At 69.0% G+C, this 21,396-nt stretch carries 19 protein-coding genes; 7 read left to right on the top strand and 12 right to left on the bottom strand.

Translation table 11 applies throughout. From position 1 onward, the window contains the following. Nucleotides 1–12: 12 nt before the first annotated feature. From IM25_RS12675 to IM25_RS12655, 5 genes are all read right to left on the bottom strand, one after another. The gene (locus tag IM25_RS12675) at nucleotides 13–507 is read right to left on the bottom strand and encodes an LppA family lipoprotein (protein WP_006553933.1); all 495 of its coding nucleotides are present in this window, start codon (nucleotides 505–507) and stop codon (nucleotides 13–15) included. Beyond that, the gene (locus IM25_RS12670; RefSeq protein WP_232333318.1) at nucleotides 504–2,084 is read right to left on the bottom strand and encodes an alpha/beta hydrolase; all 1,581 of its coding nucleotides are present in this window, start codon (nucleotides 2,082–2,084) and stop codon (nucleotides 504–506) included. The genes IM25_RS12675 and IM25_RS12670 overlap by 4 nt, the downstream gene beginning before the upstream one ends. Nucleotides 2,085–2,218: 134 nt before the next feature. Beyond that, nucleotides 2,219–4,744 carry an ABC transporter permease gene (locus IM25_RS12665; RefSeq protein WP_065996084.1) on the bottom strand — a complete coding sequence of 842 codons (2,526 nt, stop codon included), beginning with the start codon at nucleotides 4,742–4,744 and terminating at the stop codon, nucleotides 2,219–2,221. 11 nt (nucleotides 4,745–4,755) lie between these two features. Next, nucleotides 4,756–5,517, bottom strand: coding sequence for an ABC transporter ATP-binding protein (locus IM25_RS12660; RefSeq protein ID WP_006553930.1), 762 nt, complete (start codon nucleotides 5,515–5,517; stop codon nucleotides 4,756–4,758). Between the two features lie 91 nt (nucleotides 5,518–5,608). Then, nucleotides 5,609–6,385 (bottom strand): SDR family NAD(P)-dependent oxidoreductase, encoded by a 777-nt coding sequence (locus IM25_RS12655; RefSeq protein ID WP_006553929.1) that lies wholly within the window; start codon nucleotides 6,383–6,385, stop codon nucleotides 5,609–5,611. A gap of 78 nt (nucleotides 6,386–6,463) precedes the next feature. On the opposite strand from IM25_RS12655, the gene IM25_RS12650 reads away from it, so the two are divergent. Beyond that, entirely contained in the window at nucleotides 6,464–7,234 is a 771-nt protein-coding gene (locus IM25_RS12650; RefSeq protein WP_033097326.1) for a deoxyribonuclease IV, read from the top strand. Nucleotides 7,235–7,334: 100 nt separating this feature from the next. Here the strand turns inward: IM25_RS12650 and IM25_RS12645 are convergent, their stop codons facing one another. From IM25_RS12645 to IM25_RS12635, 3 genes are read right to left on the bottom strand one after another with little or no spacing between them, the layout of a single operon-like run. Then, nucleotides 7,335–7,946, bottom strand: a complete 612-nt coding sequence (locus tag IM25_RS12645; RefSeq protein WP_019288104.1) for a TetR/AcrR family transcriptional regulator — start codon at nucleotides 7,944–7,946, stop codon at nucleotides 7,335–7,337. Then, nucleotides 7,943–8,698, bottom strand: coding sequence for an ABC transporter permease (locus IM25_RS12640; RefSeq protein ID WP_033097325.1), 756 nt, complete (start codon nucleotides 8,696–8,698; stop codon nucleotides 7,943–7,945). Before IM25_RS12640 ends, IM25_RS12645 begins: the two co-directional genes overlap by 4 nt. Further along, entirely contained in the window at nucleotides 8,695–9,432 is a 738-nt protein-coding gene (locus tag IM25_RS12635; protein ID WP_033097324.1) for an ABC transporter ATP-binding protein, read from the bottom strand. The genes IM25_RS12640 and IM25_RS12635 overlap by 4 nt, the downstream gene beginning before the upstream one ends. Before the next feature lie 125 nt (nucleotides 9,433–9,557). Between IM25_RS12635 and IM25_RS12630 the strand changes: the two genes are divergently transcribed. From IM25_RS12630 to IM25_RS12620, 3 genes are all read left to right on the top strand, one after another. Then, the gene (locus IM25_RS12630) at nucleotides 9,558–10,148 is read left to right on the top strand and encodes an AMIN-like domain-containing (lipo)protein (RefSeq protein ID WP_033097323.1); all 591 of its coding nucleotides are present in this window, start codon (nucleotides 9,558–9,560) and stop codon (nucleotides 10,146–10,148) included. 89 nt (nucleotides 10,149–10,237) lie between these two features. Then, nucleotides 10,238–12,139, top strand: coding sequence for an ABC transporter ATP-binding protein (locus tag IM25_RS12625; protein WP_033097322.1), 1,902 nt, complete (start codon nucleotides 10,238–10,240; stop codon nucleotides 12,137–12,139). Continuing rightward, nucleotides 12,136–12,651, top strand: coding sequence for a mycothiol transferase (locus tag IM25_RS12620; protein ID WP_033097321.1), 516 nt, complete (start codon nucleotides 12,136–12,138; stop codon nucleotides 12,649–12,651). Before IM25_RS12625 ends, IM25_RS12620 begins: the two co-directional genes overlap by 4 nt. A gap of 6 nt (nucleotides 12,652–12,657) precedes the next feature. Here IM25_RS12620 and IM25_RS12615 read toward each other — a convergent pair whose 3' ends face one another. Beyond that, nucleotides 12,658–14,538, bottom strand: a complete 1,881-nt coding sequence (locus tag IM25_RS12615; protein ID WP_033097320.1) for a DEAD/DEAH box helicase — start codon at nucleotides 14,536–14,538, stop codon at nucleotides 12,658–12,660. Nucleotides 14,539–14,696: 158 nt separating this feature from the next. Here IM25_RS12615 and IM25_RS12610 point away from each other — a divergent pair, with 158 nt between their 5' ends. The 3 genes from IM25_RS12610 to IM25_RS12600 all read left to right on the top strand — a co-directional run bounded on the left by IM25_RS12610 (nucleotide 14,697) and on the right by IM25_RS12600 (nucleotide 18,744). Next, on the top strand, nucleotides 14,697–16,040 hold the full coding sequence (locus tag IM25_RS12610) for a TrpB-like pyridoxal phosphate-dependent enzyme (protein ID WP_065996083.1): 1,344 nt from the start codon (nucleotides 14,697–14,699) through the stop codon (nucleotides 16,038–16,040). A gap of 39 nt (nucleotides 16,041–16,079) precedes the next feature. Beyond that, nucleotides 16,080–16,790, top strand: coding sequence for a phosphoribosyltransferase (locus IM25_RS12605; protein WP_033097318.1), 711 nt, complete (start codon nucleotides 16,080–16,082; stop codon nucleotides 16,788–16,790). A gap of 151 nt (nucleotides 16,791–16,941) precedes the next feature. Then, nucleotides 16,942–18,744 (top strand): AMP-dependent synthetase/ligase, encoded by a 1,803-nt coding sequence (locus IM25_RS12600; RefSeq protein ID WP_033097317.1) that lies wholly within the window; start codon nucleotides 16,942–16,944, stop codon nucleotides 18,742–18,744. Between the two features lie 28 nt (nucleotides 18,745–18,772). Here the strand turns inward: IM25_RS12600 and IM25_RS12595 are convergent, their stop codons facing one another. The 3 genes from IM25_RS12595 to IM25_RS12585 are packed head-to-tail and all read right to left on the bottom strand — an operon-like array spanning nucleotide 18,773 to nucleotide 21,343. Next, complete coding sequence (locus tag IM25_RS12595; protein WP_033097316.1) at nucleotides 18,773–19,447, bottom strand: alpha/beta hydrolase; 675 nt, start codon at nucleotides 19,445–19,447, stop codon at nucleotides 18,773–18,775. 27 nt (nucleotides 19,448–19,474) lie between these two features. Beyond that, a complete protein-coding gene (locus IM25_RS12590; protein ID WP_006553919.1) occupies nucleotides 19,475–20,668 on the bottom strand; it encodes an alanine racemase in 1,194 nt (397 codons plus the stop codon). A 30-nt stretch (nucleotides 20,669–20,698) separates the two neighbouring features. Continuing rightward, nucleotides 20,699–21,343: a TetR/AcrR family transcriptional regulator gene (locus IM25_RS12585; RefSeq protein WP_024103473.1), complete on the bottom strand. Its 645-nt coding sequence runs from the start codon at nucleotides 21,341–21,343 to the stop codon at nucleotides 20,699–20,701. Nucleotides 21,344–21,396 lie beyond the last annotated feature (53 nt).

The raw sequence follows: 21,396 nt of genomic DNA, 5'->3' as shown, positions 1-21,396 counted from the left end.
CGACTACCGGGCCTACTCCGGGTAACAACCGACGGTGAGTCCGACGGTCGCGGCGACGTAACTGCCGAAGGTGATGTACGAGCCGTCGGCCGCGAACATCCGGACGGCGAGACCGGTATCCGGAGGCAGCACATGGCGACCGTGGAAGCCCGCCCGCGCGGCGGTGTCCTCGAAGACCCTGGCCGCACGGTCCAGTTCGTCGACCGGCACCGGCCTGCCCGAGCCGTGGATCGGGAGGTGCACCGTCAGGCCCGAGGTGCCGTCGGGCAGCGTGCATCCCGCGGTGGTGCTCGCGTACTTCGGTTCGAAGCGCACGCTGGGGAACTCGGCGGACAGCGCGGTGAGGACGTCGCGCTGCACGGCGGTGTAGAACTCGACCGCGCCCGCGCTGGTCGTGGCGACCGGTTCGGGCATCGCGACCGGGGTCACCGTGGTGGTGCACGCCGCGAGCAGTGCTGCCGGAACGACGACGCACGCCCCGAGCCGAGAACTCCACACAGAGGTCACGGCGTACTCCGTTCTGCGGTGCCCGCGACGACACCGGCGATGTGGTGGGAACTCGACGTTCCGGGGGTGAGATACGAGCTGTGGCCGGTGATGCCCGCGAGCGGGACTCCGGCGGTGGTGGTGCCCGGACCGGCGGGAAGATGCGTCAGGCCGTCGAGGAAGCTCGGGTCGCCACCGAAGGTTCCGGCGTCGGCGACGATGTCGCGCTCGGCTTCGACGAGATAGGCGGAGTCGGGCGGGATCCGCAGGTCGGTCACGTCGCCGGTCCCGATCCCCGGAGCCCCGACGAACACCGCGGCATCGACCGCACCGGTCTCCCTCAGCGCCAGACCAGAGACGACGGCCCCGTAGGAATGCCCGACCGTGGTGATACGCGGGTCGTCGGGACGCGAGGCCGCGATGCCGTCGAGGAAGTCGACCAGGCGAGGCGCGGCGATCCGGGCGGCGAGGTCGGAGACCGGACTGCGCTCGGTGAACGCGAGACCCCATCCCCATTGGGGAGCCTGGTAATTCAGCCAGGTGACCGCCGCGACGGAGGGATCGCCGCCGGTGAGGTGGAGCCGAGCGGCGTCGCGCAGCGCCGCGACCTGCGTGTCGTAGCCCTGCAGATTGCCCTGCACGGTCGAGCCGGCGCCGGGGACGAAGACGGCCAGGTGCTCGGCGGTGTCGACGTCCCCGACGGCCACCGCCGCCATCGCTTCGCGTCCGGACAGGTCGAGGGCGAGCAATTGCCGGTCGCCGTGGGCGAGGGTCGCGTCGATCGCGGCGAGGGCCTCGATCTTCCGCACCGTCTGTTCGAGCCCGGCATCGGCGTCGGTGAACAGTCCGGTGACGCCGAGACTGTCGATCACGGTGCCACCGAGGAACATCGCGTCGAGTTCGGCCCGCAGTTGTGTCGCGACGGATTCGAGGCGGCGACGTTCGTCGTCGAGCAGGGCACGATTGGCGAGATCGCGAACCGCAGCGGGTAGTCCGTCGAGGGCGCCGATCCGTTCGGGATGTTCGGCGACCAGCGCGGTGCGTGCCGTGTCGTCGAGACCGTTCCACCACTGCGCGACCTGCACGGGATCGGTGGCCGGATCCGGCAGGACCGGCAGCGTCGTCGATCCGGACCGCGCGATCGCGGTATGTAGTCGACCCTGTTCGCCGAGAACCGTTCCCGGCGGCTCGGATTCGACACTCAGGCGAGCGGCGGCCTCGCGGTCGAGCCCATCGGCACGGACGAGCAGCGATCGCAGCGACGCCGCGAGCAATTCGTCGGCGTCGAGCGGGAAACCCCGCGCAGCGGCCCTGGTCTGCAGCTCGCCCAGTTCGGAGTGCAGTGCCCGCAGTCGCGGCACGACGAACCGCGCACATGCGGACACGCGCCGATACGACTCGGCCTGTGCCGCGAGATCCCGCCCGTACGAGGCGAATGCGGACGTCGCTCCGTCATGCGCCGCACCGCTCCAGGCGTCGCCGAAGGACGCCGACCGCGCGACGTCGCCGGCCACGGCGTCGACGGCATCGGCACATGCCGCGAGCTCGGTCGCCGTGCGCTCGAGCGCATCCGGATCCCACCCCGCCAGATCGTCCACCTGCACACCACCACCCCCTGCCGCGGAAGCATAAGGGGCACCGACGACGGCCGGCCCGCGGAATGCTCCGCGGGCCGGCCGCTGTGGACAACTCCACTGCCTGTGGACAACTCGTGTCCACCTGCACTTTCTGCCTACATGTCGCTGATCGCTTCGAGCGGCGGCGTCTTCGCCGCCCGCTGGCCGGGCCACAGCGCCGCGAGGACACCGATGATGCCGGACGCGACGAGCATGCCGACGACCTGCGACCACGGCACCGAGATGATGTCGAGTCCCTGATCGGCGAGGGTGCGTACGAACGCCCAGCCGAACGCGAGACCGAGCACGACACCCACGACCGCGCCGAAGACCGCGATGAGCAGCGACTCCAGGTAGATCGTGCGACGCACCTGGGCGCGTTGCATACCGACGGCGCGGAGCATGCCGATTTCCCGCCGCCGTTCCACCACCGACAGCGCGAGGGTGTTGACGATGCCGAGGATGGCGATGACTACGGCGAGGGCGAGCAGGCCGTAGAGGATCGCGAGGAGCATGTCGATCTGCTGCGCCTGCTGACCCTTGAACTGCTCACGGTCGAGGACCTGCACGATCACGTAGTCCTTGACGGCCTCCTCGATCGACGCGCGCACGGTCTCCGGATCGGCACCGTCGACGGTGTTCATGAGGACGACGAGCGCCGACCGGTTGTTCGGCGGCGTGAACTGCTCGAACAGCTCCTGCGAGACGACCCACGGACCGATCAGCTGGTTGTCGGCGAAGATGCCGGCGACCGTGGTGTCGACGGTGTCGCCGTCGCGACTGGTGAGCGGAACGGTGGAGCCCACTTCCCAGCCGTGGTCGTCCGCCGAGGCCTGCGAGACGAGAATCTCGTTCCCGGTCACCTCGAAGGCTCCCGCGACCATGTCCAGGTCGAGAACGTCCTGGAGGGGCCCGCCCGCTCCGGTGCCGAACTCGAAGTCCTCGTCGATCTTGGCCTGCACGCCGTAGGCGGGCACGACCTCCTCGATGCCGTCCACTCCGCGGACCGCCTCGGCGGCGGGGGCCGGGACACCGAACATCTGCGGCCCGGTGAGCATGAAGTCCGCCTCGACCCCGTTGTCGACGAGCGCGTCGACACTGGCCTTCGCCGACGACCCGAATACCCCGATGACGGAGACGAGCATCAGTCCCAGGGTGAGGGCGAACGCGGTCGCGGCGGTGCGACGCGGATTGCGGGTCGCATTGGTGCGCGCGAGCCGGCCGATCGCCCCGAACGGCCGAGCGAAGACCGCACCGAGCGCGTTCACGACGGGCCGGGACAACGCCGGCGCCGCGAACAGCACCGACAGGATCAGCAGGAAGGCGCCGATACCGACGGTCGCGGCCGCGCCGCCACCGACCTGCTGTGCGCCCACCACGACGAGTGCCGCACCGACGATCGCGCAGAGCACACCGATGATCGTGCGGATGCGCAGCGACTCGACGGTCGCTGTGGATTCCTCGCGCATCGCGGCGACGGGCGGAACGTGGGTCGCGCGCCGCGCCGGGGCGTAGGCGCTGACCATCGTCACGACCACGCCGACGAGCAGCGCGACGATCACGGTGCGCGGGGACAACTGCAGCGGGCCCGACGGCAGTCCGAGATCCGCGGCGTTCAGTGCCGCGCGCAGACCGTAGGCGAGCGCGACGCCCGCGGCGATACCGATGATGCTGCCGATCAGACCGACGACGAAGGCCTCGAGGGTGACCGACCGGCCGACCTGCTTGCGGCTCCCGCCGATCGCGCGGAGCAGGGCGAGTTCGCGTAGTCGCTGGGCGACGATCATCGAGAAGGTGTTGTAGATGATGAACGTGCCGACGAGCAGTGCGATCGCGCCGAACGCGAGCAGGAAGTAGTTGAGGAAGTTCAGGGCCTCGGCGACCTGCGACTTGGTCTCCTCGGTGACCTCGGCTCCGGTCTGCACCTTCAGCTCGGGCAGCGCTGCCGCAATCTCGTCGCGCAGCTGCTCGGGCGAGAGCGAACCGTCGCCTGCGACGTCGAGGAAGCCGATGTGCCGGCCGTCGGTGAACAGCTGCGATGCCTGTTCCTCGGTGAACAACGCACCGATGTAGCCGCCGGTGTCGGTCTCGAGTTCGTAGATGCCGCTGACGGTCACCGGCACCATGCCCTGCGAGATGGTGAGCACGGTCGTGCTGTCGCCGATCGAGAGATCACCGCGTTCGGCCGCGCTCTCGTTGAGCGCGATCTGCCCGCTCTCCGCGGGTGGTCCACCGGCCACGAAGGTCTCCGGTTCGCCGACGAGACGGTCGGGCGGGATGTAGGCGTAACCCTCGGCGGGTGCGCCTCCGGTCTGGATCGCGGCGCCCTCGGAGTCGAGGACGATGATGCCGCCACCGATCGACGGGGACGTGCGCTCGACGCCGGGGAGGGCGACGACCTGGTCGACGGCCTCGATCGGGACACCGCTGGTGCCGTACTGCTCGGTGCTGACGCGGACGTCGACGCCCTGGGCGACGTCGCCGAAGATGCCGTCGAAGGTGCGCTGCAGTGTGTCGGTGAAGACGAACGAACCGGTGATGAAGGCCGTGCCGAGCACCACGGAGAGCACGGTCAGGGCGAGCCGCACCTTGTGTGCGGCGAGGTTGCGCAGGGCAACCCTGCGGATGGGATTCCCACTCATCGCGGTGTCTCCTATTCCGCCACGGGAGCCGCGGAGGCGGGATCGAACTGTTTCATCCGGTCGAGCACTCGTTCGGCCGTCGGTTCGCGCATCTCGTCGACGATGCGTCCGTCGGCGAGGAACACCACGCGGTCGGCGTAGCCGGCGGCGCGCGGGTCGTGGGTGACGATCACGACGGTCTGGTCGAACTCGTCGACGGCCGCCCTCAGGATGGACAGCACCTCACCGGACGAGCGGGAGTCGAGGTTGCCGGTCGGCTCGTCGCCGAAGATGATCTCCGGCCGGCCCGCGAGGGCACGCGCGCACGCGACACGCTGCTGCTGGCCACCGGACAATTCGCCGGGGCGGTGTCCGAGACGGTCGGTGAGACCGAGACGGGTGACGACGGTGTCGAGCCATTCCTGATCGATCTTGCGGCCCGCGATGTCCACCGGCAGGGTGATGTTCTCGAGCGCGGTGAGGGTGGGGACGAGGTTGAACGCCTGGAAGACGAAGCCGATGCGGTCGCGCCGCAGCTGGGTCATCCCCTTGTCGGACAGGGTCGTCAGATCGGTGTCGCCGATGAAGACCGCTCCGGAGGTCGCGCTGTCGAGACCTGCGAGGCAGTGCATGAGGGTCGACTTGCCCGATCCGGAGGGACCCATGATCGCGGTGAACTCACCGGCGGCGAAATCCGCGGTCACACCGTCGAGGGCGTGTACCGCGGTTTCTCCGGTTCCGTAGATCTTCTTCAGGTCCTGGGCGCGGGCTGCTGGGGCCGAGTGCAGTGGCATGCACCCATCTTCCCGGTGCCGGGACCACCGCACCATCGGGGATGACCCCGATCTTCGATTCGGGGATACGGGTGTCTGCCGGGGCGGTGGCTCAGGCCCAGCGTGCCTGACCCCCGTCCAGCGGGATCGTCGCGCCGGTGAGATAGCGTGCGTCGTCGCTCACAATCCACGCCACGGCGCGCCCGATGTCCTCTTCGGGGTCGCCGATGCGGCGGAGCGGGATGGTTTGCACGAACTCGGCGGCCTCCTCCGGGTTCTTCTCCGTCCACCATTTCAGGCCCGGCGAAAGAGCGTGCGGGGCGATGGCATTGACTCGGATGCCGTCGACTCCCCATTCGGATGCCGCGGTGCGGGTCAGCGACCGCAGTGCCTCCTTGGTCGAGGCGTAGCCGCCGTAACCACTCGCGTCCCAGCGCACCGCGGCGGAGGTGACCATGTTGACGATCGACCCGCCACCGCGTTCCTTCATGATCGGGTGGACGAGTTGCATGGCGTGCAGCGCGGCGAGCGGACCCGAGCGGTACGCCTTCTCCAGCACGGCCGGCTTCAGGTCGAGCAGCGGCCCGAGCGGATTGAAGCTCGCGTTGTTGACGAGGATGTCGACACCTCCGAAGGCTCTGACCGTGCGGTCCACCGCGGCGGCGATCGCATCCGGATCGGCGATGTCGCACACGACCGGCTCGGCGGTGCCGCCGAAGGCGCGGATCTGCTCGGCGGTGTCGATCAGCTTCGACTCGGTCCGGCCGGCGACCGCGATGGCCACACCTTGGCGGGCCAGCGCGAACGCAACCCCCTGACCGACCCCCTGACCTGCGCCGGTGATCAGCGCGACCCTGCCGTCGAGTTTGCCGCCTTCGAGTGTGCCCATGCGAGGAGTCGAGCAGATTCCGGGCACGTCCGGGTATTGCGGTCCCGGTCGGCGGGACACTGCCCTAACCTGTGGCACATGCGGATAGGTGCGCACGTCCGGCAGGACGACGATCCCATCGGTCAGGGCGAACATCTCGGTGCCGATCTGGTGCAGGTGTTCCTGTCGGACCCGCAGAAATGGACGAAGCCCGGTGAGCATCCGCGCACCGAGGAGATCCTCGCATCGGACGTCGACGTGGTGGTGCACTCGCCGTACGTCATCAACGTAGCGAGCCTGAACAACAGGGTGCGGATGCCGTCGCGCAAGGCCGTCGCCGACCACGCCGAGGCGGCCGCGCGTATCGGTGCGCTCGGGCTGGTGGTCCACGGCGGGCACGTGCGCGCGGGTGAGGACGTCGCCGCCGGGGTGGAGAACTGGCGCAAGCTGTTCGAACGGCAGGAGGACAAGGGCGGGTTCGGGGTGCCGATCCTCGTCGAGAACACGGCGGGCGGCGACTTCGCGATGGCCCGCTACATCGACGCGATCGGACGTCTGTGGGACGCCATCGGCGACTACAGTCCCGGCTTCTGCCTCGACACCTGCCACGCCTGGGCGGGCGGTGAGGATCTCGTCGGTGTCGTCGAACGGGTGCGTGCGGTCACCGGCCGGATCGATCTGGTGCACCTGAACAATTCGCGTGACGAGTTCGATTCGGCCCGCGACCGGCACGCCAATCTCGCCGACGGGCAGATCGATCCGCAGTTGCTCGCGGAGATCGCGGTGCAGGCCGACGCACCGATCGTGCTCGAGACCCCGGCGGAGGGACTCGCCGAGGACATCGCCTTCCTGCGGGAGCACTCGACCTGACGACACACTCCGTTCTACGTTTGCGTCGTGCGCGGACCGATGCACCGTGTCGACGGCGCGCCTCTGTCTCCGACCGAAGCGCACGCCCCCGAAGCTGCGGTCACATGCCGGGCAGGTCGCCGGTCAGATAGCGCTGCACAGTGGGGGCGACGATCTCGACGAGCTGCTCCGACGACATCGACGCGAGCGGTTCGAGTCCGATGATGTAGCGCACCAGCATGATCCCGGTCATCTGGGTGGCCACCAGTTCGGCCCGCAGCCGGCCGGTGCCGACGGGACGGTCGATACGCTCGAACAGCGGTGCGAGCGCGACTTCCAGCAGGAACGAGCGGATCAGACCACTGTCGCCCCCGGCGATCTGCGCACGGAACATCGCCACGGCCGCGTCGCGGTGCGGGGAGTCCCACACACCGAGAAGGGCGGTCGTGAGGGCACGGCCGAGATCCTCGGGTTCGGCCGCGTAGACGGGGGCGAGGACGTCGCGCGGATCGACCGGCAGCGCGATGGACGCGGTGAACAGCTGCAGCTTGGTGCCGAAGTAATGGTGCACGAGCGCCGGGTCCACCCCTGCACGGGCCGCTACCGCACGCACCGTCGTCTTGTCGAAACCGTTGGCGGCAAACAGTTCCCGGGCGCTCGCGAGGATGTCGCCGCGCGCGCCCGAGTTCCCGGGACGGCGGCCGGGGCGCCGCGTCCCGGCCTCGCTCGTCACGGGGTGCGACGGCGCAGCGTCGCCGCACCGAGTGTGAGGGCCGCGGCGGCGAACGCCGCGACGACGATCAGATCCCGCACCATGACGGCGGTGACCCCCGGATTCACGGTGATCTCCTGCAGCGCCTCCACCGCGTAGCTCAACGGCAGTGCGTTGCTGATCCAGCGCAGCCAGTCGGGCAGATCGTCCCGGGCGACGAGCAACCCGCACAGCAGGAACTGCGGAATGACGATCACCGGCATGAACTGCACGGCCTGGAACTCGGTGCGGGCGAAGGCGCTGCACAGCAGCCCCAGGGAGACCCCGAGGACGGCGACGAGAACCGCGACGACCAGCACCCACAGCACGGATCCGGCGCTGGTGACGTCGAGCAGCCAGAAGGCCACCACGCATGCGAGACCGGCTTGGACGGCCGCCGCGAGAGAGAAGGCGCTGCCGTAACCGGCGAGCAGGTCGAGTTTCGTCAGCGGTGTGGTGAGAAGCCGTTCGAGGGTGCCCGAACTGCGTTCGCGTTGCATCGCGATGGAGGTGACCAGGAACATCACGACGAACGGGAGGATCCCGAGCATCGTGACGGCGATCCGGTCGAACAGCGAGACTCCGCCCGGGCCGGTGGGCGCGTTCTGGTACATGAAGTACAGCAGCGTCATCAACAGGCTCGGGACGAGCACGATCATCGCGACGGTGCGATGGTCGGCTCGCAACTGACGCAGGATGCGGGTGGTCGTGGTGGCATAGATGACGGCGCTCACGGTCGTGCTCCCGTCCGGTTCCGGATGAGTCGGAGAAAGGCGTTCTCGAGGCCCGTTTCCCCTGTCTGTTCGCGCAGCTCGGCCGGGGTCAGCTGGGCCACCAGCCGGCCTTCGCGCAGGAGGACGAGCTCGTCGCAGTGGCCGGCCTCGTCCATGACGTGGCTCGACACGAGCAGGGTGGTGCCGCGGTCGGCGAGTGCGCGGAAGTGTTCCCACAGTTCGGCGCGCAGCAGTGGATCGAGTCCGACGGTGGGTTCGTCGAGCACGAGCAGTTCGGGATCGCCCACCAGCGCACACGCGAGCGACACCCGGCCCATTTGACCGCCGGAGAGGGCCGCCGTCCGGTTGCCGGCGTGGTCGGTGAGCCCGACCGCCGCGAGGGTGTCGGCGACCGCGGCGCCCTTCCGCCCGTAGAGGGAGGCGAAATAGGAGACGTTCTCGGTGACGGTCAGGTCGGGGTAGACGCTCGGCGACTGGGTGACGTAACCGATGCGGCGGCGCAGTTCGACGCTGCCCGCGCGCAGGCCCAGCACCGTGACCGTGCCGGATTCGACGATCTGGGTGCCGACGATCGTGCGCATCAGGGTGGTCTTCCCGCAGCCCGAGGGGCCGAGCAGTCCGGTGATCGCCCCGCGCGGGACGCGCACGCTCACGTCCTCGAGAGCTCGATGGGTGCCACGCCGAACGTGCAGATCGCGGATGTCGACAGCGTCGGAGATGTGGTCGATGGCCATGATCCACTCAATTCATCGAGTGTTGAAATCATCCTCGGATGAATTGTGCGCCTCACGTCTCGATCCGGTCAACCCCCGCGAGCGTCGCCAGTGGCCGACGGGAGCTCCGACGTACCATGAGTCCCATGAAGCACACGCGTCTCGCCCTGGCCGTCACCGCAACAGCACTGGTCCTGGCGGGATGCTCCGCCGGTGCCGACGAGCCCGCATCCTCCCCCGCCGTCTCGGTCGACACGCCGACGTCCTCGGCTCCCGAGACCACCACCTCCGACGAGGTCCCGCGCGACGCGCGCGAGAAGGTCTCCCCGGCCGGAGAGGGCGCAAAACTCACGGTCGTCGACATCCGCACCGGACGTCACGAGGGCTTCGACCGCGTGGTCTACGAACTCGGCGGCGAGGGCACACCGGGGTGGCGGGTCGGCTACGTCGACGAGCCGCTCCAGCAGGGCAGCGGCAACGAGGTCCCCGTCGCCGGCGACGCCGTGCTGCAGGTGCTCATCGACGGCTCGGCCTATCCGTTCGACAGCGGTGTCGAGCAGTACGCCGGCCCGGATCCCGTGCTCGCCGATGCCGGCGGATCCGTGGTGGAGGTCAGCGGGTCCGGCGTCTTCGAAGGTGTCACCCAGTCGTTCATCGGCGTCGCCGCGCACGGCACGCCGTTCTCGGTGTACTCCCTCACCGGACCGACCCGCGTGGTGATCGACGTGGCCCGCTGACGTCTCGTCCTGTCGTGGTGCGAGCCTAGGCTTGACCTCGAGCGCACTCGAGGTCCTAGCCTCGGCTGCGACCCGAGGAGGCCGACACCATGAGCATGGAAGTCACCGCGTGGAACGCGATGTACAACGCGATGCACGCCGAGAGCGACCGCAGGCCGTTCTCCCGAGCGAGCCTGCGGCGGATCGCCGAGTTCGCCCGGCCGCACCGCCGTAACATCACCTTCTATCTCGTCCTGAGCGTGACCATCGCGGCGCTCGGCGTCGCGACACCGGTACTCGCGGGGCGGGTGATCGACGCGATCGTCGACGGCGCCGCGGTCTCGGTCGTGGTGCTGCTCGCGGTGATCATCGCCGCGATCGCACTGATCGAGGCCGGCCTCGGGATCGCGAACCGCTGGTTGTCGGCGAGCATCGGCGAGGATCTCATCCTCGATCTGCGCACCACGGTCTTCGACCACGTGCAGCGCATGCCGGTTGCCTTCTTCACGAGAACCCGTACGGGCGCGCTCGTCTCGCGCCTGAACAACGACGTCATCGGTGCGCAGCGTGCCTTCAGCGACACCCTGTCCGGCGTGGTCGGCAACATCGTCACCCTCGCGATCACCCTGGTGGTGATGATCGGGATCTCCTGGCAGATCACACTTCTCGCACTGCTGCTACTCCCGATCTTCGTGGTTCCCGCCCGGCACATGGGCGCCCGGCTCGCGCAGCTCAGCCGGGAGGCGGCCAACCACAACTCGGTGATGAACACGCAGATGACCGAACGGTTCTCGGCACCGGGCGCCACCCTGGTCAAGCTGTTCGGCCGTCCGGCACAGGAGTCGAGGGAGTTCGCCGTCCGGGCGAAGCGGGTCCGCGACATCGGCGTGCGCACCGCGATGCTGCAGAGCGTGTTCGTCACCGCTCTGACACTCGTGTCCGCACTCGCGCTCGCGCTCGTCTACGGCCTCGGCGGTTTCTATGCGCTGCGCGATCAGCTCGATCCCGGTGCGGTGGTCGCGATGGCGATGCTCCTCACGCGCCTGTACTCGCCGCTGACGGCGCTGGCCAGCGCCCGCATGGACGTCATGAGTGCGATGGTGAGCTTCGAGCGGGTCTTCGAGATCCTCGATCTGAAGCCGCTGATCGAGCAGTCGCCCGACGCCCGGCCGGTGCCCGGCGGTCCGGTCTCGGTGGAACTCCGGGAGGTCGGCTTCGCGTATCCGTCCGCCGACAAGGTCTCGCTCGCATCGCTCGAGGAGGTCGCGGTGCTCGATTCGCGGGGCGGCGAAGAGGTGCTGCGCGACGTGTCGTTCCGCGTGGAACCGGGCCGGATGGTCGCACTGGTCGGATCGTCCGGCGCGGGCAAATCGACCATCGCACAACTGATCCCGCGATTGTACGATGTCGATTCCGGCGCCGTGCTGCTCGGCGGAGCGGACGTCCGCGAACTGACCGCCGACTCGATCCGCGCGACAGTCGGGCTGGTCACCCAGGACGGTCACCTGTTCCACGACACGGTCCGCAACAACCTGCTGCTCGCCCGCCCCGAAGCCGGCGAGGACGAACTGTGGGACGCCCTACGTCGCGCACGCCTCGAGCCCCTGATCGCGTCGTTGCCGAACGGACTCGACACGGTCGTCGGCGAACGCGGCTACCGGCTCTCGGGTGGTGAGCGTCAGCGGCTGACGATCGCGCGACTGCTGCTCGCCCATCCGCGGGTGGTGATCCTGGACGAGGCCACCGCCCATCTCGATTCGACCTCGGAGGCCGCTGTGCAGGAGGCGTTGACCGAGGCGCTCGAGGGTCGCACGTCGGTGGTCATCGCGCACCGCCTGTCGACCATCCGCGCCGCCGACGAGATCCTGGTCGTCGAGGCCGGGCGCATCGTCGAACGCGGCAACCACGACGATCTCCTGGCGGCGGGTGGCCGCTACGCGGAGCTGTACCGCACGCAGTTCGCCGATTCGGGGCCGAAGGTGTCGGTGGGAGCCCCCATACTCGACGCATGAGCACCCCAGAACACGATCTGTTGCTGAAGCTGCTTTCCAACCAATTCGATGCCCTGCGCAACGCGCTGTCGGGCCTGACCGAGGATCAGGCCCGCAGCGCGCCGAGCGCATCGTCGATGAGCCTGGCATCGCTGGTCAACCATCTCGTCGACGGTCTCACCGCCACGGACGGCCGGATCCGCGGCGACAATACTCGCGATGCCGACCCGGTCGCGGCGTGGCAGGCCGGGTGGCGGGTCGAGGAGAGCGAGACGGTCGCCGACCAGCTCGCCCGCCTCGACGCCGAGGCCGAACGGTTCGCCGCGACGGTTCGCGCCGAAGCTGACCTCGGCCGGGTCGTGGAGATCTCCCCCGACGTCGCGCAGTGGCTCGATCAGGGCGAACCGTTCACCGTCCGGTTCCTGATCCTGCATCAGATCGAGGAATGGGCTCGCCACGCCGGGCACGCCGACATCATCCGCGAGTCGATCGACGGCGCCACCGTCGACGTCCTGGCGCAGCGAGTGAGCTGACCGACGTCAGTCGCGGTAGCCGCCGCGACCGCCACGGTCGTTGCGGTCGCTGCGGTGCGTGAAGTCGCCGGAACGGCCACCACGGCTGTCGCCGTACTCACGCTTGCCGCCGCGGTCGCGCTTGCCGTGATCGCGCCGGTCTCCCCCGCGTCGATCGTCGCCGCGACGGTCGTCGCGTCCGCGATACGAGCTCGGACGTCCGGTCGGTGCGCCGGAGTCGGGCTGCAGCTGGATGAGCACACCCGAGATGCGGGTGGAGCGCAGCGCGTCGAGGGTCTGCGGCGACAGATCCTTCGGCAGCTCGACAAGGCTGTGATCGGCACGGATGCTGATGTGCCCGAAGTCGCCGCGGCGCAGTCCGCCCTCGTTGGCGATGGCACCGACGATCGCACCGGGCTGCACGCGGTGACGCTTGCCCACGGCGATGCGGTAGGTGGTCATCTCCTGGCCGTCGCGACCGACCTTCGGCCCGTCGTCGAAGCGACGCGGCGGACGCTCGCGCGGTTCGCGGTCGCGGCGCGGCGGTGCGACCGGCTCGGGTTCGGCCTCCATGAGGAACGACTCGCCGTCGCGTGACAGGACCGCCAGTGCGGCGGCGATGTCGGCGAGCGGCACGTCGTGCTCACGCTCGTAGTCCTCGATGAAGGTGCGGAACAGCTGCAGGTGATCGGAGGCGAGCGCCTCGGTGATCGAGTCGTTGAACTTCGATACGCGCTGGGCGTTGACGTCCTCGACGGTGGGCAGCTGCATCTCGGCGAGCGGCTGGCGGGTGGCCCGCTCGATCGCCTTGAGCAGGTGACGCTCGCGCGGAGCGACGAACAGCAGCGCGTCGCCGGTGCGGCCGGCGCGGCCTGTGCGGCCGATGCGGTGCACGTACGACTCGGTGTCGTGAGGGATGTCGTAGTTGACGACGTGGCTGATGCGCTCGACGTCGAGACCACGCGCGGCGACGTCGGTGGCGACGAGGATGTCGAGCGTGCCGTTCTTGAGCTGGTTGATCGTGCGCTCGCGCTGGGCCTGCACGATGTCGCCGTTGATGGCGGCGGCGGAGAAACCGCGGGCGCGCAGGCGCTCGGCCAGGTCCTCGGTGGCCTGCTTCGTGCGCACGAAGATGATCATGGCCTCGAAGGTCTCGACCTCGAGGATTCGGGTCAGCGCGTCGAGCTTGCGCTGATGGGAGACGAGAACCCAGCGCTGGGAGATGTTCGCCGACGTCGTCGTCTTCGACTTGACGGTGATCTCCTGCGGATCCTTCAGGTATTGCTTCGACAGCCGGCGGATCGCGCCCGGCATGGTCGCGGAGAACAGCGCGACCTGCTTGGTGTCGGGGGTGTCGGCGAGGATGCGCTCGACGTCCTCCTGGAAGCCCATGGTGAGCATCTCGTCGGCCTCGTCGAGGACGAGGAACTCGAGTTCGGAGATGTCGAGGGTGCCCTTGGCGAGGTGATCGATCACACGTCCGGGGGTGCCGACGATGACCTGGGCGCCGCGGCGGAGGCCGGACAGCTGTACACCGTATGCCTGACCGCCGTAGATGGGCAGGACGGACAGGCCCGGGATATGGACGGAATACTTACCGAAAGCCTCCGCGACCTGCAGCGCGAGCTCGCGGGTGGGCGCCAGCACCAGGGCCTGGGGCCGCTTCACGGAGGTGTCGATACGCGAGAGGATCGGCACCGCGAAGGCGGCGGTCTTGCCGGTGCCGGTCTGAGCGAGACCGACGACGTCCCGTCCCTCCAGCAGCGGTGGGATGGTCGCCGCCTGGATCGGCGACGGGGACTCGTAACCCACATCCGAAAGAGCTTGCAGCACACGTGCATCGATGTCGAGATCGGCAAACGTGAGAGCTGCGGTCTCCTGGTCGGGGGCGTCTTGAATATCACTCATTTGACCAGCAGTTTATCGGATGAACTCACCTCTTCGCGCCCGGACCCGGCCGCGACCTGGGCTCGAGCGCGCGAACAATGACCCACCCCACCCCGTCGCCGGCACCCGGGGCGCGTCACACTGGGCAGGTTCACCGTCCTCGACCGAAGGATTCCACAGTGACGGCTTCCCCCTCCGCGCACGCGTCCGCGACACCCCCGTCCGTCGCCGATTCGGGTATTCCGACGCACTGGTACAACATCGTCGGCGACCTCGCGGGGGCCCCGCCGCCGCACCTGCACCCCGGCACCCGCGAACCGATCACCGCCGACGATCTCGCACCTCTGTTCGCCTCGGGACTGATCGAGCAGGAACTGTCGACCGAGACCGACATCGAGATCCCGGAGGCCGTGCGCGAGGTCTACGCCGGTTACCGCTCCACGCCCCTTTTCCGCGCCCGCTCGTTCGAGAAGGCACTCGGCACCCCGGCCCGCATCTACGTCAAGTACGAGGGCGTGAGCCCGGTGGGCAGCCACAAGGTGAACTCGGCGGTCGCACAGGCCTACTACAACTCGCTCGACGGCGTCACCCGGCTCACGACGGAGACCGGTGCCGGACAGTGGGGTTCGGCCCTGTCGTTCGCGTGCGCGAAGTTCGGTATCGATCTCGAGGTGTGGCAGGGCCGCGCCTCCTACGACTCGAAGCCCTACCGCCGCTTCCTCATCGAGACCTACGGCGGCACAGTACATCCCAGCCCGTCCGACCTGACGGAGGCCGGTCGCGCCGTCCTTGCCGAGCACCCGGACACACCCGGCTCGCTCGGCATCGCGGTCTCGGAGGCCGTGGAGGTCGCAGTGAAGGACGCCGCCGCCCGCTACACCCTCGGCAGCGTGCTCAACCACGTGGTGCTGCACCAGACCGTCATCGGCCTCGAGGCCGTGGAGCAACTGCGGGCCGCGGGTGAGGACCAGGCCGACGTCGTCTTCGGTTGCGCGGGCGGCGGTTCGAACCTCGCCGGCCTGTCGTTCCCGTTCCTGCGCGAGGTCATCCACGAGCGGGCGACCACGCGTGTCGTCGCCGTCGAGCCCGCGGCGTGCCCGTCGATCACCCGCGGCGAGTACCGCTACGACCACGGTGACATCGCGGGTCTGACCCCGCTGCTGAAGATGCACACCCTCGGTCAGGACTTCATCCCGGATCCGATCCACGCCGGCGGGCTGCGATATCACGGCATGGCGCCGTTGCTCAGCCACACCGTCGAGCTCGGCTACGTGCAGGGACAGTCCGTGGCACAGACCGATGCCTTCTCCGCGGCGGTGCTCTTCGCCCGGAACGAGGGCATCGTGCCGGCGCCGGAGTCGTCGCACGCGATCGCCGCGGCCGCGGAGTACGCGCGGGGCCTCACCGAACCCGAGGTCATCGTGATCGGCCTGTCCGGCCACGGCCAGCTCGATCTGCCCGCCTACCACTCGTACCTGTCGGGCGAGCTCGACCGAGATCCCCTCGGTCCGTCCGGGCGGTGAGTGCTCGCCCGCCCGGGCGGACCGTCCCATACTGGAGGTGTGGGGTACGCCACACGCGAGGAGGCAGGCCGGCGACTCGCCCGGTCGGCCGGGCACCTGCGCGACGCCGACCCGGTGGTCCTCGCACTACCTCGCGGCGGCATTCCCGTCGCCCGTGAACTCGCCGCAGCCCTCGATGCGCCCCTGGACGTCCTCGTGGTGCGCAAACTGGGCGTGCCCTGGCATCCCGAACTCGCGATGGGCGCGATCGCCGAAGGACCGGGTCCCGGAACCGCCGGGGAATCGACCACGCAGGACGCCGTCTTCCAGGTCCTCAACGACGACGTGATCCGGCGCGGGCGGATCGCCCCCGAATCCGTGGCGGCCGTCGAGCGACGCGAGCTGGCCGAACTGGCTCGACGTGCCGATTGCCTGCGTGCCGGTCGCACCCGGGTGCCGCTGGAGGGCCGCACGGCGATCGTCGTCGACGACGGCATCGCCACAGGTGCGACGGCCGCGGTGGCATGCCTCGCCGCGCGCGCCTCCGGAGCGACCCGGGTCGTCCTCGCGGTGCCGGTGGCCTCCCCCGACGCACTGCGCCGGGCCGGCCGGACGGCCGACGAGGTGATCTGCCCGTGGACGCCGGTGGACACCGACAGCGTCGGCGCCGCCTACGACGACTTCCATCAGCTCGGCGACGACGAAGCGATTCTCCTTCTCCGAAATACTGGTACTTCCGGTACCGGGAAATCCGACGAGACGATCCGATAGTGGCAATCCTCGTTACCGGCGGGTAGCATTGTTACCTGGATCACTGCCTATCGGACTGTAAAAAGGGGGCAAAGCGGTCCGAGGGTAATGCATTTCCCAACGACGTGTGATGCAATGCACACCGACAGCACCTAACGATGGAGGGGTCACAGTGAGTGAGATTGCCGTACCACAGTCGTTCTCGATTCCCGAGAACACGTCGATGGCCGACAGCGTCTTCCGGCACGAGAAGGAGTCGCCTGAGTTCGTGCCGTTCGAGCGACTGGTCGACGGCAAGTGGGTTCCCGTCACCGCCCGCCAGTTCGCATCCGAGGTGCGCGCCGTGGCGAAGGGCCTGATCGCGTCGGGTATCGAGCTCGGCGACCGCGTCGCGGTCCTGTCGGCGACGCGCTACGAATGGGTCCTGCTCGACTATGCCATCTGGGCCGCGGGCGGTGCCACCGTGGCGATCTACGAGACGTCGTCGGCCGACCAGGCCCAGTGGATCCTCGAGGACTCCGGGACCAAGCTGCTCATCGTCGAGAACTCCGGTCACGTCGACACCGTCCGCGAGGTCGCCGAGAACGCCCCGACCGTGCGCGAGATCCTGCAGATCGAGCCGGCGCCGGGCGGCAAGAGCGCGGTCGACGAGCTCATCGCACGCGGCGCAGCGGTCACCGACGAGCAGGTCGAGGAACGGCGCAACTCGGTCACGGCCGAATCCGCGGCGACCCTCATCTACACCTCCGGCACCACGGGCCGGCCGAAGGGCGTCCAGCTCAAGCACCGCCACTTCGCCTCGGAGTCCGCAGCCTGCGGCCTGGCCCTGCCCGACTCGATGCACGAGGGCCAGCGCACCCTGTTGTTCATCCCGATGGCACACGTCTTCGCGCGCCTGATCTCGTTCGCGGCATTCGACAGCAAGGTCACCGTCGGTCATACCTCCGACCTGACGACGCTGCTCGACCAGTTCGCGGTCTTCAAGCCGAACTTCATCCTCTCGGTGCCCCGCGTGTTCGAGAAGGTCTACAACTCGGCGAAGCAGAAGGCCTACGACGGCGGCAAGGGCAAGATCTTCGAGAAGGCCTCGGAGGTCGCGATCGAGTACAGCAAGGCCCTCGAGAACGGCGGCCCCGGCCTCGGCCTGAAGATCCAGCACTTCGTCTTCGACAAGCTGGTCTACGGCAAGCTCAAGGCCGCGCTCGGCGGCAACGTCACCCGGGCCGTCTCGGGCGGCGCCGCACTCGGCGCACGTCTCGGCCACTTCTTCCGCGGTGTCGGCGTCACCATCTACGAGGGTTACGGCCTGACGGAGACCACCGGCGGCATCATCATGAACACCCCGGCCGCCCAGAAGATCGGCACCGTCGGCACGCCGTTCAACGGCTGCGCCGCGAAGATCGCCGAGGACGGCGAGCTCCTCCTCAAGGGCCCCCAGGTGTTCGACGGCTACTGGCAGAACGACAAGGCCACCGACGAAGCCATCCGCGACGGCTGGTTCCACACCGGCGACATCGGTGCGATCGACGAGGACGGCTTCATCTCGATCACCGGCCGCAAGAAGGAACTCATCGTCACCGCGGGCGGCAAGAACGTCGCCCCGGCCGTCCTCGAGGATTCGCTGCGCGCCCACCCGCTGATCAGCCAGGTCATCGTGGTCGGTGATTCCAAGCCATTCGTCGGCGCGCTGATCACCCTCGATCCGGAGGCGCTGCCGGGCTGGCTCGAGCGACACGGTCTGCCGGCGGAAACCACGGTCGCCGATCTGATCAAGAACCCCGACCTGATCGCCGAGATCGACGAGGCGGTTGCCGAGACCAACAAGAAGGTCTCGAAGGCCGAGGCGATCCGCAAGTACCGCCTCCTCGAGACCGATTTCAGCGTCGAGAGCGGCGAGCTGACCCCGACGCTCAAGCTCAAGAGGAACATCATCCACGACAAGCACGGCGCCGAGATCGCAGCGATCTACAACTGAGGTTCCACACCGTCGACCGGGCCCCTCGTCACCGCGAGGGGCCCGGTCGTTTCTCGGGGAATCTGGGAATCCGGTCGGCCACGTCGCCCACGAACGCGGCAATATCCGAAGTCACCCTGCGATGTACGGGTTCGTGCAACAGGTCGTGCCCGGCATCGGAATACTCGCACCACTGTGCCCCGGGCAGCGACGACGCCCACTCGCGTACCGGGTCGATGGGGGCCAGCCGGTCGTCGACGCCGTGGACCAGCAGGACCGGCAGGTCGCTCGCGCCGAGCGCTTCGGCCGTCTCCGGCAGGGCCGCGGTGCGCGGCGTACCGCACAGCACGACGCCCGCGAGGCGGCTACCACCGGAGGGATCGGCATCCAGCGCCGTCAGGACCGTCGCCGCCCCCAGCGAATGGCCCATCACCACCAGCGGCAGACCGGACTCGGCGGCGAGGCCGGTGAGCACGCCGAAGTCCTCGGCGTGGAACTCGACGTTGCCCGGTGAGCCGGGTTCTCCTTCGGAGAGCCCGTGTCCGGCGAGGTCGAGTCCCCACCACGCGATGCCGTGGGCGGCGAGGCCGGAGGCGAAACGGTGGTAGTGCCCGGTGTGCTGCCCGAAACCGTGCGCGAACACCACACCGGCTCTCGCGTCGTCGACGGTCCGGCACCGCCAGTGGACCCGGCCGACCGACCCGGGGAAGAACGTCAACGGCATGGCCTCATTGTGGCCGGAGCCGGAAGGTCACCAGCAGCCGCCCTCACCGCGATAGGTGGGAACCTCGGTGCGTCCGTTCTCGTCGACGAGGTACACCCGGTCGAACCTCTCGCACAGTTCGCCGGCCTTCGCGTGGCGGAACCACACCCGTCCCCCGACGGGGATCGACGCAGCAGCGCGACCGCGCACCGGGGTCTGCACCTCGCCGGCACCTTCCGTCCCCAGCAACTTCAATCCCGCAGGACGGACCGGGCGCGGCACCCGCGAGGCGCCGGTCGGGCCGGACGCGATGTACCCGCCGCCGAACAACGTCGTGACCGACGGTGACGGTTTGCGTACGGCAGGCAGCGCGAAGAACATCGACGGGTTCGGGGTGAACGCCCGGTAGCCGTCGAACAGGGTGGGCACATACAGCCCCGATCCCGCGGTGGCCTCGGTGACGACACGATCGGCGGTGGTCACCTCGAGCGAGCCGGTTCCGCCACCGTTGACCAGTTCGAGGTCACCCACGACCGCACGCACGGCCTCCACCACGGCGCGGCGGCGCGAGGAGAGATCCCGCGCCGACAGTCCCTTGACGAGTCGTACCGGCAGCGACGAGTCGGGCAGGCCCGCGATCTGGGCCTCGTAGAACATCACTCCGACGACGTCGAATCCGGCGGCGTCGGCGCGACGGGCCAGGCCGGAGGCTGCCTCCGGGTCGCGCAGCGGAGAACGGCGCACACCGAGATGGAGCGGACCCACCCGCAACGACGCATCGATGTCCAGGCAGACCTTCGTCCGGAAAGTGTTCTTCCCCAAAGCCGTACGGATGATGTCGAGGTGCTCGGCCGAATCGACCATGAGCGTGATCGCCTGCACCGCGTCCGGCGACACCGCGAGCTTCCCGAGCGCCGCCCGGTCGACCGTGGGGTAGCCCATCAGGATGTCGCGCGCTCCGTGCTCGACGAGCCACAGCGCCTCCCGTAGCGAGTACGCCATGATGCCGCGAAAACCGCCGCGGGTGGTCAGTTCCGGGCCGAGGACCTCGGCGAGGACGGCACGACAGCGCACCGATTTGCTCGCGACCCGCACGGGCACACCGTTCGCGCGGCGGATCAGGTCGTCGGCGTTGCGCCGCAGGGTGGGCAGATCGACGGCGGCGAACGGCGGGTCGAGGTCGGCCGTCGCCGCGTGCACCCGGTCGAGGGCGGCGTCGTGAACGGAAGCAGCACGGAGCACGGGCGATCCCTTCGAAAAGGTCGGGTCGGGTCAGGAACGTTCTACGGCACGGGTCGCGATGATGTCGGCGACGACTCCCAGTTCGGCCGTGGCCGCCTCGCCGTCGCGATCGACGAGCCACCGGAGCACGACGCCGTCGAGCACGGACAACGACAGTCGTGCGAGCGTCGAAGTGGGCAGCGACCATTCGACGCCGCACCGCTCGGCGCAGGTGTCGAGGAACAACTGGGCCTGCTTGTCCATCAGGCGGTACTGCTCCACGGCGATGTCGCCGCCGGCGGGACTGCCATCGGTGCGCTGCCGGAGCGAGTAGGCGGTGATCTCGTAGGTGAGGGTCTGCAGCCCCGGCGTGGACTCGATCGTCGACCACATGGAGCGAAGGCCGGTGTGGAGCATCGAGCGGAGACAGTCGACGCCGCCGGTCTGCTGCGCGTCCTCGGGCACATCGAAGGCCGCGTGCATGGCTCCGGCGAGTTCGCCGACGACGGCGTTCGCCATGGCGACGACGAGGGCTTCCTTGCTGTCGAAACAGTAGTGGACAACGCCCAGTGACACTCCGGCCTTCTCGGCGACGGCGCGGACCGTGACGGCTCCGACTCCCCCGCCCTCCGCCAGTTCCAGTGCTGCTGCCACGAGTTGGGCGCGGCGCTCGTCAGCAGGCAACCGATTCGGCATGACCCTGATGGTAGAGGTCGGGAAAGGTTCACGAGCAGGTGTTGACTTGGACG

Origin of the sequence: Rhodococcus sp. p52, from assembly GCF_000763325.2 — a bacterium.
In the GTDB taxonomy this organism is placed as follows: Bacteria; Actinomycetota; Actinomycetes; order Mycobacteriales; family Mycobacteriaceae; genus Rhodococcus; species Rhodococcus pyridinivorans.
The sequence above is the reverse complement of the archived record's forward strand: the minus strand, read 5'-3'. Positions and strand labels throughout refer to the sequence as shown.